Annotated in this window: 11 protein-coding genes; 4 read left to right on the top strand and 7 right to left on the bottom strand. The window is 71.7% G+C overall.

Annotated elements, in window-relative coordinates; genetic code table 11:
* The first annotated feature begins 22 nt into the window (after positions 1–22).
* From ACQP09_RS29210 to ACQP09_RS29200, 3 genes are all read left to right on the top strand, one after another.
* Positions 23–1,297: an HRDC domain-containing protein gene (locus ACQP09_RS29210; RefSeq protein WP_433405004.1), complete on the top strand. Its 1,275-nt coding sequence runs from the start codon at positions 23–25 to the stop codon at positions 1,295–1,297.
* Between the two features lie 276 nt (positions 1,298–1,573).
* Positions 1,574–2,800: a thiolase family protein gene (locus ACQP09_RS29205; RefSeq protein WP_355059296.1), complete on the top strand. Its 1,227-nt coding sequence runs from the start codon at positions 1,574–1,576 to the stop codon at positions 2,798–2,800.
* Entirely contained in the window at positions 2,797–4,926 is a 2,130-nt protein-coding gene (locus ACQP09_RS29200; RefSeq protein WP_433405001.1) for a 3-hydroxyacyl-CoA dehydrogenase NAD-binding domain-containing protein, read from the top strand. Before ACQP09_RS29205 ends, ACQP09_RS29200 begins: the two co-directional genes overlap by 4 nt.
* A gap of 72 nt (positions 4,927–4,998) precedes the next feature.
* Here the strand turns inward: ACQP09_RS29200 and ACQP09_RS29195 are convergent, their stop codons facing one another.
* The 7 genes from ACQP09_RS29195 to ACQP09_RS29165 form a co-directional block, all read right to left on the bottom strand.
* Positions 4,999–5,955 (bottom strand): endonuclease/exonuclease/phosphatase family protein, encoded by a 957-nt coding sequence (locus ACQP09_RS29195; protein WP_433404999.1) that lies wholly within the window; start codon positions 5,953–5,955, stop codon positions 4,999–5,001.
* 32 nt (positions 5,956–5,987) lie between these two features.
* Complete coding sequence (locus ACQP09_RS29190) at positions 5,988–7,964, bottom strand: hypothetical protein (RefSeq protein ID WP_433404997.1); 1,977 nt, start codon at positions 7,962–7,964, stop codon at positions 5,988–5,990.
* A complete protein-coding gene (locus ACQP09_RS29185; protein ID WP_433404996.1) occupies positions 7,961–10,057 on the bottom strand; it encodes a glycosyltransferase family 4 protein in 2,097 nt (698 codons plus the stop codon). Before ACQP09_RS29185 ends, ACQP09_RS29190 begins: the two co-directional genes overlap by 4 nt.
* On the bottom strand, positions 10,054–11,814 hold the full coding sequence (locus ACQP09_RS29180) for a stealth family protein (protein ID WP_433406797.1): 1,761 nt from the start codon (positions 11,812–11,814) through the stop codon (positions 10,054–10,056). Before ACQP09_RS29180 ends, ACQP09_RS29185 begins: the two co-directional genes overlap by 4 nt.
* Before the next feature lie 2 nt (positions 11,815–11,816).
* Positions 11,817–13,439: a sugar phosphotransferase gene (locus ACQP09_RS29175; protein WP_433404995.1), complete on the bottom strand. Its 1,623-nt coding sequence runs from the start codon at positions 13,437–13,439 to the stop codon at positions 11,817–11,819.
* A 15-nt stretch (positions 13,440–13,454) separates the two neighbouring features.
* A complete protein-coding gene (locus ACQP09_RS29170) occupies positions 13,455–15,038 on the bottom strand; it encodes a stealth family protein (protein WP_433404992.1) in 1,584 nt (527 codons plus the stop codon).
* Between the two features lie 271 nt (positions 15,039–15,309).
* Entirely contained in the window at positions 15,310–16,425 is a 1,116-nt protein-coding gene (locus ACQP09_RS29165; RefSeq protein WP_433404989.1) for a hypothetical protein, read from the bottom strand.
* A 291-nt stretch (positions 16,426–16,716) separates the two neighbouring features.
* Here ACQP09_RS29165 and ACQP09_RS29160 point away from each other — a divergent pair, with 291 nt between their 5' ends.
* Entirely contained in the window at positions 16,717–17,796 is a 1,080-nt protein-coding gene (locus ACQP09_RS29160) for an LCP family protein (protein ID WP_433404986.1), read from the top strand.
* Positions 17,797–17,822 lie beyond the last annotated feature (26 nt).

Raw genomic sequence — 17,822 nt, 5'->3', positions numbered from 1 at the left:
TATACACAGATACCCTTGACGCGTGACCGACGCCCAAGAGACCGCAGCAGACAGTTCACTGCGAACCACCGGGGGCGCTCCCCCGGACGACGTCGCCCCGGCGCCGATCCCCTTGCTCGAACCGCGCGAGGGCATTCCCCCGGTGGTGGCATCCGACGACGCCCTCGCCCGGGTGGTCGCGGCCTTCGCCGCGGGCACCGGACCGGTGGCCGTCGACGCCGAGCGCGCCTCCGGCTACCGCTACGGACAGCGCGCCTACCTGGTGCAGCTGCGCCGCGAGGGCGCGGGCAGCGCGCTGGTCGACCCGGTCGGCTGCCCCGACCTCTCCGGCCTCTCCACCGCGCTCGACGGCTCCGAGTGGATCCTGCACGCCGCGACCCAGGACCTGCCCTGCCTGCGGGACATAGGCATGGCTCCCACCTCGCTCTTCGACACCGAGCTGGCCGGACGGCTCGCGGGCTTCCCGCGCGTCGGCCTCGGCGCCATGGTGGAGAACGTCCTCGGTTACGCCCTGGAGAAGGGCCACTCCGCCGTCGACTGGTCCACCCGCCCGCTGCCCGAGCCCTGGCTGCGGTACGCGGCACTCGACGTGGAGCTCCTGATCGACCTGCGCGACGCGCTGGAGGACGAGCTGGAGCAGCAGGGGAAGCTGGAGTGGGCGCGGGAGGAGTTCGACGCGATCGCCTCGGCGCCGCCCGCCCCGCCCCGCAAGGACCCCTGGCGCCGCACCTCCGGCATGCACAAGGTCCGCCGCCGCCGGCAGATGGCGGTCGTCCGCGAGCTGTGGAACGCCCGGGACCAGGTGGCCCAGCGCCGCGACGTGTCCCCCGGCAAGGTGCTCGGCGACGCCGCGATCGTGGAGGCCGCACTGGCCCTGCCCGCCAACGTCCAGGCGCTCACCGCACTGCCGGGATTCGGCCACCGGATGGGCCGCCGGCAACTGGAGCAGTGGCAGGCGGCCGTGGAGCGGGCGAAGGCGCTGCCGGAGTCGGAGCTGCCGCAGCCCGGCCAGCAGCCGGCCGGTCCGCCGCCGCCGCGCTCCTGGGCCGACAAGGACCCGGCGGCCGCCGCCCGGCTCTCGGCGGCCCGTACGGCCGTCTCGGAGCTGGCCGAGCGGCTCCACATGCCGCAGGAGAACCTGATCACCCCGGACACCGTGCGCCGGGTCTGCTGGGAGCCGCCGAAGCTGGTGACGCCGGGCGCCGTCGAGGACACGCTCGCGGCGTACGGGGCCCGGCACTGGCAGATCGAACAGGTCGGCCCGCTCCTGGTGCGGGCGCTCGCCGCCACCGCCTGATCGTCCGCGCGGAAGACACCCCTGGTCACCGGCCGGGGGTTTTCCGCTGTCCAGACCCTGTTCGCGGACCGGGCCGATGGTCGAAATCGCGCCAGGTTCGACGGCCTCTGAGACGTCTCGCGGGCGCCTCGGCGGGTACGGGAGCGGTGTGACCTTCGACGCTCCGGCCATGAGGGGTGGGCAGTCTGGTTACCCGCAAGTAGCATGAGGGCAGGCGGTGCGCCCCACGGGCGTGCCCCGCAGCAGTGCCATCCCGCACCCTGGAGGAGAGCCATCGTGCCTCGCACCATCCGGGACGTCGTCTTCGTCGACGGCGTCCGCACCCCGTTCGGCAAGGCGGGCCCGAAGGGCATCTACCACGAGACCCGCGCCGACGATCTCGTCGTGAAGGCCATCCGGGAGCTGCTGCGCCGCAACCCGGACCTGGACCCCAAGAAGATCGACGAGGTCGCCATCGCCGCGACCACGCAGATCGGCGACCAGGGCCTCACCCTCGGCCGTACCGCCGGAATCCTGGCCGGTCTGCCGCAGTCCGTTCCCGGCTACTCGATCGACCGCATGTGCGCGGGCGCGCTGACCGCCGTCACCTCGACGGCCGGTTCCATCGCCTTCGGCGCGTACGACGTCGTCGTGGCCGGTGGCGTCGAGCACATGGGCCGCCACCCGATGGGCGAGGGCGTCGACCCGAACCCGCGGTTCGTGTCGGAGAAGCTGGTCGACGAGTCGGCCCTGTTCATGGGCATGACGGCGGAGAACCTGCACGACCGCTACCCCACGATCACCAAGCAGCGCGCCGACGAGTACGCGGTGCGTTCGCAGGAGAAGGCCGCCAAGGCGTACGCCAACGGCAAGATCCAGCAGGACCTGGTACCGGTCTCGGTGCGCCGCACCAACGCCGAGGCGGGCGAGACGGGCTGGGGCCTGGTCACCGCCGACGAGCCGATGCGCCCGGGCACCACCCTGGAGTCGCTGGCCGGTCTGAAGACCCCCTTCCGCGCCCACGGCCGCGTGACGGCCGGTAACGCCGCGGGTCTCAACGACGGTGCCACCGCCTCGCTGCTCGCCGCCGAGGACGTCGCCCGCGAGCTGGGCCTCCCGGTCAAGATGCGCCTGGTCTCCTACGCCTTCGCGGGCGTCGAGCCGGAGGTCATGGGCTACGGCCCGATCCCGGCGACCGAGAAGGCCCTGGCCCAGGCCGGCCTCTCGATCTCCGACATCGGTCTCTTCGAGATCAATGAGGCGTTCGCCGTGCAGGTGCTCGCCTTCCTGGAGCACTACGGCATCGCCGACGACGACGCCCGCGTCAACCAGTACGGCGGCGCGATCGCGTACGGCCACCCGCTCGCCTCCTCCGGTGTCCGGCTCATGACGCAGCTGGCCCGGCAGTTCGAGGAGCAGCCCGAGGTCCGCTACGGCCTGACGACGATGTGCGTCGGCTTCGGCATGGGCGCCACGGTCGTCTGGGAGAACCCGCACTTCAACGCTGACGGAGGCAACAAGTGAGCTCCACCACTGAGCTTCTGAAGGGTGCGGCCGAGCTGTTCCCCGGCGAGGTCGTCACGCAGGCGCACGTACGCCACCTGGACCTGCCGTCCGGTGCCGGGCGGTTCGCGCTCATCACGCTGGACAACGGCCTGGACCACACCAAGCCGACCACCTTCGGACCGCAGTCGCTGGCGAACCTGGACGCCGCGATCGACCAGGTCGAGAAGGAGGCGTCGGACGGCACCATCACCGGCGTCGGCATCACCGGCAAGCCGTTCATCTTCGCCGTCGGCGCCGACCTCAAGGGCGTCGAGCTGCTCGGCCGCCACGAGGACGCGCTCGCCATCGGCAAGGGCGGCCACGACGTCTTCCGCCGCCTCTCCGGCCTCGCGGTCCCGACGTTCGCGTACTACAACGGCGCGGCGATGGGCGGCGGTGTCGAGGTCGGTCTGCACTGCTCCTACCGCACCGTCTCCACCGCCATCCCGGCGTTCTCGCTGCCCGAGGTCTTCCTCGGCCTGGTCCCGGGCTGGGGCGGCTGCGCGCTGCTCCCGAACCTGATCGGCGCCGACCGCGCGGTCTCGGTGATCATCGAGAACTCGCTCAACCAGAACCGTCAGCTCAAGGGCAAGCAGGTCTACGAGCTCGGGATCGCGGACGCGATCTTCGAGGGCGCGGACTTCCTGGAGCAGTCGCTGATCTGGACCGCGGCCGTCCTCAAGGGCGAGCTGGCCGTCGAGCGGCCCGAGATCGACCGCGGCGAGGGCTGGGACGCGGCCGTGGCCCGCGGCCGGGCCATCGCGGACTCCAAGGTGCACGGCGCCGCCCCGGCGGCGTACCGCGCGCTGGACATCATCGCGGCGGCCAAGGACGGCGACGTCTCCGCCGGCTTCGACGCCGAGGACCAGGCCCTCGCGGACCTGATCATGGGCGGCGAGCTGCGCAGCGGCATCTACGCTTTCAACCTGGTCCAGAAGCGCGCCAAGCGCCCGGCCGGTGCCCCGGACAAGAACCTGGCCCGCCCGGTCACCAAGGTCGGCGTCGTCGGCGCCGGTCTGATGGCCTCGCAGCTGGCGCTGCTCTTCCTGCGCCGCCTGGAGGTCCCGGTCGTCCTCACGGACATCGACCAGGCACGCGTCGACAAGGGTGTGGGCTATGTCCACGCCGAGATCGAGAAGCTGCTCGGCAAGGGCCGCATCAACCAGGACAAGGCCAACCGCCTCAAGGGCCTGGTCTCCGGTGTGCTCGACAAGGCAGAGGGCTTCGCGGACGCGGACTTCATCATCGAGGCCGTCTTCGAGGAGATCGGCGTCAAGCAGCAGGTGTTCGCGGAGGTCGAGGCGGTCGCCCCGGCGCACGCGATCCTCGCCACCAACACCTCCTCGCTCTCGGTGACCGAGATGGCGTCGAAGCTGAAGAACCCCGAGCGGGTCGTCGGCTTCCACTTCTTCAACCCGGTCGCGATCCTCCCGCTCCTGGAGATCGTGCGCGGCGAGCAGACCGACGACGCCTCGCTGGCGACGGCGTTCGGTGTGGCCCGCAAGCTGAAGAAGACCGCGGTCCTGGTGAAGGACGCCCCGGCGTTCGTCGTCAACCGCATCCTCACCCGCTTCATGGGCGAGATCCAGAACGTCATCGACGAGGGCACCCCGGTCGAGGTCGCGGAGAAGGCCGTCGAGCCGCTCGGCCTGCCGATGTCCCCGCTGGTGCTGCTGGAGCTGGTCGGCCCGGCCATCGGCCTGCACGTCTCCGAGACCCTGAACCGCTCCTTCCCGGAGCGCTTCACCGTCTCGCAGAACCTCGCGGCCGTCGTCAAGGCCGGCAAGCGCGGCTTCTACGTCTACGACTCCGGCGCGCCGGTCCTCGATCCCGAGGTCGCCGCCCTCCTCAAGCAGGGCGACACCGTCCTCACCGAGGAGCAGGTCCGCGACCGGGTGCTCGACGCGGTGGCGCAGGAGATCGGCCTGATGCTGGACGAGGGCGTCGTCGCCGAGGCGCAGGACATCGACCTGTGCCTGATCACCGGTGCGGGCTGGCCCTTCCACCTGGGCGGCATCACGCCGTACCTGGACCGTGAGGGCGTCTCGCAGCGGGTGAACGGGAAGCCGTTCCTGGCGCAGGGTGTGGCCAGCGTGCCTGCCTAGTCCGTACGGTTCGAACGGCGACGGGCCGCACAGGAGAACATCCTGTGCGGCCCGTCGCCGTTCCCGGACCTCTCACCTACGGGTGAAGACGGCCGTCACCATCGCGTGGTCCGATTCGTCGAACAGCTTCGCGTCGCCGTCTCCGCCGGTGAAGTGCCGGGTGTCGGCGAAGGCGTAGTCGATCTTCCGCTCGCCTGCCGTGGGTTCACCGTTGCGGCACCGCTCCGGCTCGCCGCCGGTGCACACCACTCCCCCGGTCGACCCCTGGGACGCCCACGTACGGTCCGTCTCGTCGCCTTCCAGGAACCGTCCGGTCGGCCGGCCGCCGGGCCCGGGCGCGTGGGCGTAGAGGAACCCCAGCGCGGGCTCGTTCGGCTGGAGGTTCAGGTCCCCGGCGAGCACCACGGGGGTCTCCCGGGGCACCGGGCCCTCCGCGAGCCAGTCCCTGATCTCCCGCAGCTGTTCGGGGGCCTTGGCGTAGGTGTGGGCGGTGCAGGCGAGCAGCGGCTCTCCGTCGAACCGGGTGGTCGCGCACAGCAGCCCGCGCCGGACGGCCACCGTCCGTCCGCCGTTCTCGTACGTCTCGTCGCCGGTACGGCTGAAGCGTCGGTAGTCCGGTCCGCCGGGGGCGATGGCCCCGCGGCTGAGGACGGCTGTGCCGTACGCGCCCGTGGGGCCGCAGTTGGGGACGTTGTCCTGCGACGAGGCGTACGTCCCGTGCATGGGCCGGCCGGAGTCCTTCAGCTGTTCGAGGAGCGCGTCGTACTGCGTCGCGCAGATCTCGTTGAGCGTGATCAGGTCGGGTGCGAAGGCGGAGGCCTCCTTCACCACGCGCTCGACGGAGGTGCCGGGGCCGGACCCGCCGGAGTTCCAGGGGCAGGCGGCGGCCGCTCCGCAGAGGTTGTAGTGGAGGACCCGCACCTCGGAAGGGGCGGGAGGCTTCTCCGGGCCCTTCCGTACGAGCGTCACCAGGACGAGGGCCGCCGCGGCCGCCAGGACCACCGCGGCGACCCGCACGGCTCGTCTCATCCGCCGTTCCCCGCTGTCGATGTCTCCACAGGTCAGGCGGGTTCCGCCGCGAGGGCCGGGCCGAGGGCGCTGCCCACCACCGGCGACAGCTGGCGGCGCAGGCACAGCCTCCCGTCCGTACCGATGACCGCCATGACGACGGCGCCCGCCGCGTCGTACGCCATGGACGGCGCCTGGCTGAACATCTCGCCCACCGCACGCCAGTGGGCGCCGGAGACGTTCCGGTCGGGCACCGGCAGCGAGACGGCGAGCCGGCCGTCGGAGCCTCGGTGGGCCAGGAAGGCTTCGCGCGCACCCCGTTCGGGAGCCCACACGGCCGCCACGGCGCCCGTGCCTCCGCTGGTGCCCAGGCTCGCGCCGCCGCCGGGCCAGTTGCCGTTCTCGTGCTGCCGGTAGGCCATGACCTGCTGGGTCCCGGCCTGCCGGTAGTACAGACAGGTCCGGCCGCCGCCCGAGTCGACCGCGGTGATGCCGCCGGTCGCCACCTTGCCGGTCTTGAGCGTGTCGTCCTGGACGAAGGGGCCGCCGGGGATCGTCTGGTGCCAGCGGCCCACGGTCTGCTTGCCCGGGACGTACAGCTCCACCGTCCCGTGCTCGGTGGTGAGCGCGACACCGGCGTCCTGCGCGAAGGAGCCGCCGAGGTCCTCCCAGGGCTCCCACGCGCCGCTCTCGTTGCGGCGGCGCATGCTGATGCCCTGGGCGAAGTTCCTGGCGAAGACGTGGAGCCGGCCCGCGCCGTCGACGGCGGCCGACGGCACTCCCAGCTCGCGCTGGCGGCGGCCGTCCTGGTGGGTCCAGTCCGGGTTCTCCAGGGACTGCCAGCCGTTGAACCCGTTGCCGTCGGGGTCCTGCACGGTGTGGACGATCTCCACGGTGGCGCCGCCTCCGGCCACCATGGTCCGGCTCAGGCCCACGAGTTCGGCCGGGCCGCCGGGGACTCCCGTCACGGCCAGGGTCGGCGCTATCCAGCCGTCGCCGAGGACGAAGGGGCCGCGCCAGGCGCCGGAGGCGGGACCCGTCTCCGTCCAGAAGGCGAGCCGTCCGCCCAGGACCGCGAAGGCGTTGAGCCGGCCGCCCGGTCCCAGCCGCAGCCAGTTCGCGGGAGGCGAGTAGCGCAGGGCGCTGCTCATCATGTGCGTACTGCGGTAGGGGTTGGAGCCCAGCTGCCGGTCGCCGCACCGCTCGCAGGTGCCCTGCGGGCAGTGGGTGGCGTCCAGACCGGCGTACGTGGCGAGGTACTCGGCCTTCTCGGCCACGGCGACCGGGTCCAGGTTGTAGCCCCAGAACCGGTTGGCGTACGCCCGGTAGTGCTCGACCACCGGGGCGTGTCCCGCGTCGCGGTGGCGGGCCAGTGCGGCGAGTGCGAACTGGGTGACGGAGGTGTGGTCGGCGTGGTCGGACATCACGAATCCGTCCTTGCCGCCGTCGTGCTCGGGGTCGGGGTCCATGGCCCGCACCACGGTCGGCGCGACCTGGTCGAGCAGTGCGGTCAGACCGGCGACGAGCTGCTCGCGGGAGACGTGCTGCACCTCGGCGACCGTGGAGCCCCGCACCGGCAGCGTGGCCTGCGACCGCACGGTCCCGTCCCACAGCTGATGTACGCGGGTGCGCTCGCCGCCCATGCCGGGGGCGCCCATGTGCAGCTGGCAGAAGTACATGCGCACGGTGGGCCGCGCCACCAGCGTGAAGCGTTCCACGGTGAAGCCGGGGACCAGCTGGACCGGCTCGCGGTGCCAGGGGCTCGTGCGGTCGCCGGTCGCCATCCGCGCGTAGGCGGAGCGCAGACCGCAGCCGCGCGCGGTGCTGTAGCCGGTGAAGTCCGGCTGCTGGGAGAGGCGTTGCGGGTCGTTGGTGTCGGCGTTGATGCCGTCGCCTTCGCCGGCGGTCACCACCACGGTGGTGATCTCGTCCCCTTCCTGGAGGGAACGGACCAGGTCGGGGTTCATGAAGTACAGGTCGTCGTCCTGGTGCGCGACGATGTGCAGGAGGGAGCGTTTCACTCGGTTCATCGGTCCACCACGTTCATCGCCATGCCACCGGACACCGAGCAGTACGGGCGCACCCATACCGGCCGGACCGGGTGGACCATGGCGTAATCAGACTGTTCATCCCCGGCGAGAGGCACGGGCGGGTAGGCAAAGGCGCTCTTGACATCGGGGAAGTCCTCGAGCACCCGGCACACGCGGGTCTTCTTCCACTGGTCGGGGTACGGTTGCAGCCACCAGTCCCAGTCCTCCCAGCGCTCCAGCCGGTGGTCGACCACGTACCGGACGGGCACCTCCACGCGGAAGGCGCGGCTGCTCAGGACCTGGACCGGGACGGTGTGGTTGACCAGGTGCTCACCGCGGCGGCTGACGACGAAGCGCGCGCCGGCTCTGATCTCCCGCTCGCCGCAGAGCACCCCGGTGACGGTGATACCGGACTCGTGCAGCTCGACGGAGGTGCACTCGACGTGTTCCTGGCGCAGCACCGTACGCAGCATGAGCCTGCCGTTCGGCTGCGCGTACGGGAGGTTCCAGCCGACCGGAGCGCTGGTGGGCCGGGCGAGGAGCCGGGCCCGGGCCTCGATCAGCGACCGGGTGTCCCGTAGGCCCGCCTTCAGGTGGATGCTCTCCGACCTGGTCGACCGCATGGTCACCTTCCAGCGGCCGTCGCCCAGCTCGTCCAGGGCCGAGGCCGGGAGCTCGGCGGTGTGGAGCGTGCCGCCGTTGCTCTGCGGGGTGCGGTCGGTCGGCAGCTCCATGTCCGGCAAGGCGTCGTCGCCGGTCGCGCCGTGCCGCAGCACGAACTGCCAGCGGTGCTTGCCCTCGTGCGGTCCTTGGACGGCGAACCTCAGCCGGCCCGTCTCGTCGGTCGTGACATCGGCCACCGCCGCTCGCATGGAGACCGGCGGAACGGTCGGCTGCGCCTTGGCCGCGGTCCTCGGCGGCGCCGGGCGGCGGTAGCCGCTGTCCCTGGCGGTACGGCGGCGGGCCGCGTCCTCGAACAGGTCGACGTAGCGGGCGGCGACCACGTCCGGGTCGTACCGGGCGGAGTTGCGCAGCGCGGCCTCGCCCATGGTCCGCCGCAGGTTGTCGTCGGCCATGAGCAGGCGCAGCCCCGCGGCGATCGCGGAGGCGTCGCCGGTGGGCACGAGCAGGCCGTCCTCGCCGTCGCGGAGGATCTCGCGCGGGCCGACCGGGCAGTCCGTCGACACCACGGGCAGACCGCACCGCATGGCTTCGACCAGCGTCATGCCGAAGGACTCCGCGCTGGAGGTGACGGCGGCGACCGAGCCCTTGGCCCACTCCGACTCGATCGGTGAGAAGCCGCCCATCAGGAGGGCGCGGCCGGTGAGGCCGAGTTCGGTCACCAGGGAGCGGAGCTTGGCCGCCTCGCCGCCGTCGCCGTAGATGCGCAGCTGCCAGTCGGGGAACTCCTCGGCGATCATGGAGAAGGCGCGGATCAGGAGGTCGTACCGCTTGATGTGGTGCATCCGGCCGGCGCTGACGACGACCTTGCTGGAGCCGTCGGACGGCGGCACGGCGGGCCGCGGCACGCTGTTGGGGATCCCGACCACCGGGATGCCGGGCACCGGGGTGTTGGCCAGGAAGGAGCGGGCGTCGGCCTCCGTGACCGTGGTGACGGCGTCCAGCCGCGGGTAGACCCGGGCCATCTCGGCGCGTACGGCGGGCGGGATCGCCAGGTGGGTCATGTGCTCCTGGGCGACGCGGAGAGCGGAGTCGCGGGTGTACGAGGCGACGAAGAGGTTGAGGCTGGGCCGGGTGCCGATGACGACATCGGCGTCGGTCCCGGTCAGCTCCTCGATGATCCGCCGGTCGGTGAACCGGTTGTACTGGGCGGAGAACTCCTCCTGGCGGGGCACCACTTCGCTGGGCTCGTCGGTCCCCGGGGCCGCGCGGTCGCCCGAGCCGGAGCGCAGATCGACCAGGGCGCGGACCTTGACGCGGGGCGAGATCTCGAACTTGGGCGTGGTCAGGCGGCGGAAGAGGGAGACGATCTCCACGTCGTGGCGTACCGCCAGCGCCTCGGCCAGGTTGATGACGGTGCGGTTGGTGCCGCCGATGCCGTAGACGTTGTTGATCAGGAAGGAGATCTTCATCGGACGTCGGCGTCCTTCCGCTCGAAGGGGCTGGGAACGGGGTAGTAGGCCTGGAGGAAGTCGCTGAGCACGGCCGCCTGCCGTCCGTCGTCGAAGGTGTCCGACAAGGTGTCGTTGATACAGAACGCCTGCCGGTCGCGCCGGGCCAGGAGGATGCCCAGCCGCCGGGCGATCTCCGGCTTCGCCAGGTCCAGGTAGGCGAAGGCGATCTCCGAGGGCACCGCACGGGCGGTGAAGTACGCGTAGTAGTGGTACAGCGAGGACGGTACGGAGATGTCCGTCGGGCTGCGGAAGCGGCTGTAGGAGGTCCCGCGATGGGCTTCGGCGAACTCGCGCTCGATCTCGTACAGCACGCTGCGGCGCAGGGCGTACGGGGCGTGGCGCAGCTTCTGCACGATGGCGGAGCCGAAGTTCTCCAGCAGGAGCCTGCGGTTGTTCTTGCCGGCCGCGTCCACCGGCCGGTCGCCGCCGCTGAGTTCCCAGCGGGGGACCTGGGAGGGCGAGAAGAACGTACGGGTCATCCCGTTGGAGAGGAAGAAGTCGCGCGGGGTGACCGGGCAGCCGAGGAACATGTCGTCGTTGAAGTACAGGAAGTGCTCGGACAGTCCGTCGATGTGGTGGAGCTGGCTCTCGATCGCGTGCGAGTTGAAGGTCGGCAGCGCCGCCGGGTCCGTGAAGAGTTCGCTGTGGTCGACCACGGTGATCCGGGGGCTCCGGAGGTTGAGCCAGTGCGGCCGCTGCCGGTCGGTCACCAGGTAGACATGGCGGACCCACGGCGCGTTCTGCTCCAGCGCCCGCAGGGAGTAGCGCAGTTCGTCGCGGCTGATGTAGCGCGCCGCGTTGGCGGCCTCCGCGTGGTAGCCGCTCTCGCTGAAGGCCCCGCGGCGGCGCTGCCACTCCTGGTCCGAGCCGTCCACCCAGGTGTAGACGACGTCGATGGGGAAGCGCACGTCCTCGGGGAGCGGCTCGGCGCAGGCGGCGATGGTGCGTACCGAGCGGGTCCTGCGGGTGTGCAGGGCGGCGAATCCGGTGAGCCTGCTGATGGGCACGCTGACCCGCGCCTCGGCCGGCGAGACGTCCTCGGTGACGCGGTTGGGGCGGGGAGCGACCAGGCGGCCCTCCTCGTCCGTCTCCCAGAACTCCAGGTCACAGCCGTACTCAAGGCCCAGCACCAGGGTGTTGCCCGGGTCGCTCCACACCATGCCGAGCCGCAGGACCTCGGCCTCACCCGCGACGCGCCGGGTGCGGGGCGATCCGCACAGGGCGGGCCGGCCCTGGACCGTCTCCCCGCGGCACGCGACCGCGTAGACCGGTCCGGCCTCGGGGGTGCGCGCGAGCATGTCGATGACGCGCGCCCGGTCGTGGCCGGCGACCGCGAGGGCGGAGCGGAAGTCGGACCGGCCGCGGATCGCGAAGTAGTCGATGCCGGACCGCTCCAGGAAGGAGACCACCAGTTCCAGGTTGGCCTCGCGCAGGCCGAGCGGCGAGACGGTGGGGCGGACGAGCGCGATCTGCCCGCCGCGGGCGGCGAGCACCGCCAGCCGCTCCTGCGCGCCGAAGAGCTGGGGCCAGCGGCGCCGCGCACGGGCGGCACGGACGGCGCGCACGCCCAGGGTGAGGTGGTGGGTCCGGCGCAACGCACTCTTGAGGGCCGCGCGGAGGCCGATCGGTACGCGGTGTGCCACACGGCGTCTGAGGGAGGTCGGTACGAGGGTGCGGTAGACCCCGACCGCGGCGGACGCTTCGGGATTGCCCATGCTCACGTGCGCTTGTCCGGGTCCTCTGATTCCCGTGGCTCGACCTCGAACGGGCTCGGTACGGGGAAGTAACGGTGCAGGAAGGAGATGACGGCGTCGGTGCCGCCGCGCCCCAGGGAGGCTTCGTGGCCGAGCCCGGAGAGCTGCATCTGCTGGGTGTCCCGGCGCACCAGGAGCCGGTCCAGGTGGCGCCGGATCCCGGGGTGTGCGGCGTGCAGCGCGACGGTCGCCTCGCCGGCGGGGTCGGCGAGCCCCGCCGTACGGGCGAAGTGGTGGATCAGGCCGTCCGCCGGATGGGTGCACGGGAGTGCGTTGGCCAGCTGCCCGTCGACGGCCTGCCCGGGGACGAACCCGGAGGCGGCCAGGTCGATGAGGGCGGAGCGGGTGTAGGGCTGGGGGCCGGGCGCGTAGCCGTGGCCGACCGCCCGGCCGGTGGCGGCGTGGGCCGTCGCCGTCCAGGGGGCGAAGGACTCCTGGGCCGTCCACGGACCGCGGCGCGGCCGGGTGCCGCCGTGCGGGCTGAAGTAGTCGAACGGGCGGACCGGCCGGCCGAACAGGGCGCCGGGGCGCAGCAGGAGGAAGCGGTCCGAGAGGTCGGCCAGCTGGTGCAGCCACTCCTCGGCGTCCGGCCCCGCCGGGACCACGGAGAGGTGCTCGCCGGAGCGCAGCCAGCGGGGCGCCGGGGCCTGCTCCAGGATGTGTACGACGTCGACCCAGGGTGCGTACTGGTGCAGGGACCTCAGCGCGGCGCGGAGCAGCTCCTCGCCCCATGGGGTGTCGTGCCGCCAGGGGAGGACGGCGTCGACGGGGAAGGTGATCTCCTCCAGGCGCGGGATGTCGAAGTTCTCCAGCGTGACGCTCGGGTCCATGGCGCCGTCGGTGTCCGAGTAGCCCGAGAGCCGTTCGAAGCCGATCTCGATGCCGGGGGCGTCACGGGGCACCACCCGCTGGACGCGGTTGGGACGCGGTCCGACGAGACGCTCGACGGGCAGCTTGTTGTTGACGGTCCAGAACTCGATCTCGATGCCCTGGTCGTCGCCGATCCACAGGTTCTGCGTGGGGTCGGTGCGGAGCCAGGTGATGCGGACCACCTTGGCCTTGCCGTAGTTCTTCCACGCCTTCACGTAGCTGCCGGGAACGGTCCTGGTCCCGTTCTCGGCCGGCGAGACGGAGACCACGTAACCGGTGTGCTCCTCCAGCAGCGCCCGCAGGACCCGGCGGATCTGGCCCTTGTCCTGCTGTTCGACGGCGAAGCAGATCCGCCGGTCGTCGAGGGCGGGCACGACGAACCAGGGGATCTCGGCCCGGTCGAGGGCGTGCGCGATCAGGTCGTGGTCGAGGCGCCTGGCGAGGTCGGCGGTGAGGCCGCTGTGGACATGGGCGATCCGGCCGTCGGGCGCCGTGACCCGGCGCTCGGAGGCCCCGCGGAAGTCGGACTTGCGGATGCGCCGCAGGGCGCGCCGGTGCAGGCGCGCCTCGCGCCGGTCGAGGGTGCGGACCAGACCGCGCTTCACCTTCCGGCGGACACCGGGGGTGACCCGGCTGGCCGCGACGGACCGGACGGGCAGCGGGACGATACGGCGGTAGACCTGAGCGGCGGAGCTCAGTGCCGGTGGACGGGCCACGTCAGGAACTCCGTTTCATCGCTCGTAGGGACTGGGGGTGGGGAAGTAGCCGTTGAGGAAACCGTCGAGGAGTTCCTGCTGGGCCTCGATGTCCTCCGGGGTGGAGAAGGCGTCGTTGAGACAGAAGGAGTCCTGGTTGCGCCCGTCGAGGAGTCTCTGCAGCCGGTCGGCGAGATCGGGTACGGCCAGCTGCAAGTAGGTGAAGGGCATGGAGGACGGCTGTGCGCGGCCGGTGAGGGCCGCGTAGTAGACCGCGAACGACGATGTCGGTGAGAGATCGGTCATCGCGCGGAATCTGCTGGCCGAGGTGCGGGCCCAGGCCTGCGGGAAGTCCGCTTCGGCCTCCTCGATCGCGCTGCGCCGCAACGCGTACGGGATGTGCTCCATGGGCTGGGTGATGACCCGGCCGAAGCGTCTCTGCAGGAGGGCCCGGTTGTTCTTGCAGGCCGCGTCGACCGGGGTGTCGGTCTCGACGACCGGGCCCTGCGGGATGCGGTTGCGGGACGGGAAGTAGCGCGCGACCCCGCCGGGGGTGAAGAAGGAGTACGGCGTCACCGGCCGGCCGATGAACATGTCGTCGTTGAAGTACAGGAAGTGCTCGGAGAGGCCGTCGATGTGGTGCAGCTGGCTCTCGATCGAGTGCGAGTTGAAGGTCGGCAGGTCGGTGGGGTCGCGGAAGATCTCGCGGTGGCTCACCACCTGGATGCCGGGCACGTCCTCACGCATCCAGGCGGGGACCTGGTCGTCGGTGGCTATGTAGATGGTGCGGATCCACGGCGCGAAGAGGTGCAGGGAGCGTACGGAGTAGCGCAGCTCGTCCCGGCTGATGAAGCGGGCGTCGCTCGCCGATTCCGCGTGGTAGACCTCACCTTTGGCCGAGGCCTTGCGCTGCTTCCAGGCGGGGTCGTCGCCGTCGACCCAGGTGTAGACGGCGTCCACCGGGAAGGTGATCTCGTCGGCCGACTCGACCAGGAACTCCGGGCGGGTGGCGAGCGCGGGCGTGGAGCCGGGGCGGGTCCACTCCGAGATGAACCGGCTGAAGAGGCGGGCGGCGCCGAGCACGTTGCCGCCCTGCTCGGCTACGGCCCAGGTGACGCGGTTGGCCCGGGGCGCGACGAGGTGGCTGCCCTGCCGGCGCCAGAACTCGATGGCGCAGCCGTACTCATGACCGAGCACGAGGTGGTGGCCGGGGTCGGCGCGGGTCCAGCTCACGTGGAGGGCGGCCGCGGTCCTGACGTCGCGCCACGCCTTGGCGTCACGGGAGGAGAGCGGGCGCGCCGGACGGACCTGCTCGGGCTGCTCGGCGCTGATGTGCCCGGGGAACTGGCCCAGGCCCCGGAAGAGAAGGTTGAGCACCCGGTCGCGGTCGTCCTCCGCTACGGCGACGACCGTGCCGTGGTCCGATGTGCCGCGTACGGCGAAGTGCGGGATGCCGGCCGTGTCCAGCAGGGCGGTGACCGCGGAGCGGTTGGCCTCCCGGGCGGCGAGCGGTGTCAGGGCCGGTATGACGTAGACGTCGTCGGCCGGGTCGGCCGAAGGGGCCGGGTCCGGGGCGTCGTTGCGCGGCTGCGGCGGGATGGTCACGGGGGCGCCGGGCATGGCGGTCCCCCTCGCCGCGAACGCGGCGGGGCCGGGAATAGTGGTCACCCCTCGTGCCTTTCCAGGACCCAACGGTGCGACCGCACAGCCATGATTCCTCGTTCTCCCCCAGCGACGGGCCGGTGGACCGGCCTGCCGTGCTGCCCCCGGCCCGTTTCCGTGGAGTCGTTCCACGGAAACAGACGACCACATTCACATGAACAATAAACTTTCACAGGTCAGGCACATCTTCACTGTCTGTACGCTTTCTGTCAACACGGACCGTGTCGCCTCAGACGCGGACCGAAGGGCCCATCGCCAGACCGGGCTCGTCGTTCTGACGGGCGACCCTGAGGCTCCCGTCGGGAGCGAGCGCGGCGATGACCACTCTGCCGTGGGCGTCCAGCGCCAGCCCCGGCGTGCCCGTGCCCCGCTCGCCGGTGGGCGACCACCACAGGCCGGCGCTCTCGTTCTCGGTCCCGCAGGCCGCGAGCATGACGTTGCCCTCGGAGTCGCAGTGGGCCAGGACCGTGCAGTCGTAGTCGTCCAGCATCGCGCGTATCACCGCGACCGGTCCCGAGGGAGAGCCGCCGAGCGGGATCACCCAGCCGCCCGGGCGGTGGGCGACGACGGAGCCGGACTCCGGATCGGTCCAGTAGTAGGTGGCGCGGTCCGGTGCGGTCTCCAGGGCCACCGCGCTGCCGGGAACGATGGCCACCGGAATGTCCTCCGCACGCTCCGGAAGCTTGCGCGGCTCCGACTGCACCCACCGCCCGGCCCCCTCCTCCCCCGGGATCAGGACCTCGATCCGGCCCGAGGCCGCGGCCACCACGGCGGGCGCGTCCTGGAACATGCTGCCCTTCAGATCCCGCCAGGCCTCCCACTTGCCGTTCTTGTCCTCGCGGCGGAGCATCAGCCCCCGTCCGGCGTTGCGCACCAGGATGTACAGGGTGCCCGCGTCGTCGACCGCGCCCGCCGGCACGCCGAACTGCGCGGCCTTCTCCCGGTCCTTGTGCGGGTTGCCGAGCGAGCGCCAGGCGGTGAGCGGGCGTCCCGACTGGTACTGGGTGGCGTGGACCAGGTCCACGGCGGGAACGCCGTCCGGCTTCGGCACCGACCGGCGGCCGATGAAGTGCACATAGCCGTCGGCGCCCTGCGCGACGGAGAGGTGCGTCAGCCCGGGCACCGGAAAGAGGTCGGGCCCCGACCAGGTGGAACCGCCCGGCCGGTCCTCGGTCCAGCGGAGCACGCCTTCCCGGTTCCACGCGTACGCGGCGAGCCTCCCGCCCGACCCGAGCAGCAGCCACCGCCCCTCGACCGTGGCGTCGGCGGCATGTCCGCCCTGACTTTCGGAGCCGCTCGGCAGGGAGGCGGTACTCCGGGCGGAGCGTGCTGATCTGACCGGCATGTGTGAGGTCGCCTTCTGGTGATTCTCGGCCCGTCTCGGAAGGCCGTCCGGCGGCCCGCCCTTCGGGAAGGGGCGAGCCCATCATAGTTTCAGCGTTTTGTCCTACGGAGTTCGCACGCCGGCCCGGACAGTCGGTGCTCCGGTACGGTGCCGCGTCACCCAACACTCGCACGGACGCTCGACGCATTGTCTATAGTTCTACGCACCACGATTGCCGGACCGGCTCCTCCCCCCACCCGAGTCCACCCGCCACAGCCCCACGGGGCCGCGACACCTAGGACTCGAAACAGGATGAGCAACGACGTCACGACTCCGGGCGCCCGCGCCTCCCGACGCGCGGCGAAACCGCGCAAGCGGCACCGCGGCCTGAAGATCACCCTCGGTGTCCTGCTCGTCCTGCTGCTCGCGGCCGGCGGTACCGCCTACTGGCTCTTCAACCGGCTCGACGGCAACATCAAGGGCGTCGACATCGACAAGGCGCTCGGCGAGGACCGTCCGGAGAAGCTCCCGACCAGCGGGCAGAACCTGCTGGTCCTGGGCTCGGACTCGCGGGCCGGGGCGGAGAACGAGGAGCTGGGCGGCGGCGGGAGCATCGGCGGTGCCCGCTCCGACACCGCGCTGGTGGTGCACATACCCGAGGGCCGCTCGAAGGCCGTCGCCGTCTCCATACCGCGCGACACCCTGGTGACCCGGCCCGAGTGCGCCGCGGACGGCGGATCGACCGTGCCGGCCAAGGAGCGCGTCATGTTCAACTCCGTCTACGCGCAGGCCGGACCGGCCTGTGTGGTGAAGACGGTGGAGAAGATGTCCGGCGTTCGCATCGACCACTACCTGGAGATCAACTTCGCCGGGTTCAAGGACCTGGTCGACGCCATCGGCGGCGTCACCGTCGACGTGCCGCAGGACATCGACGACAAGGCGTCGGGGCTCCACCTCACCGCCGGTCCGCAGAAGCTGGACGGCACCGAGTCCCTCGCGTACGTCCGGACCCGGCACGGCATCGGCGACGGCAGCGACCTCGGCCGCATCGGACTCCAGCAGCAGTTCCTGATCGCCCTGCTGAGCGAGGTCAAGTCGCAGGACTTGCTGGGCAGTCCGGCCAGCTCGTACAAGATCGCCAACTCGGCCACCAAGTCGCTCACCACCGACTCGGGGCTCGCCTCGCTCACCTCGCTGGCGGAGTTCGCCCGTTCGATGAACGGCGTCGACCCGGCCTCGATGGAGACGATCATGCTGCCGGTGGCGTACGACAAGACCGACCCGAACCGCGTGGTAGCCGCCGAGCCGCGGGCCGGTCAGCTGTGGAAGGCGATCCGCGAGGACACCGCGATCCCCGAGGAAGCGAAGAAGTCACCCGCCACCGGCGGCTGACGGCCCATCACGCCCGCCGTCCCGTG

Source organism: Streptomyces sp. CA-146814 (genome assembly GCF_050942385.1).
Lineage (GTDB): Bacteria > Actinomycetota > Actinomycetes > Streptomycetales > Streptomycetaceae > Streptomyces.
The sequence above is the reverse complement of the archived record's forward strand: the minus strand, read 5'-3'. Positions and strand labels throughout refer to the sequence as shown.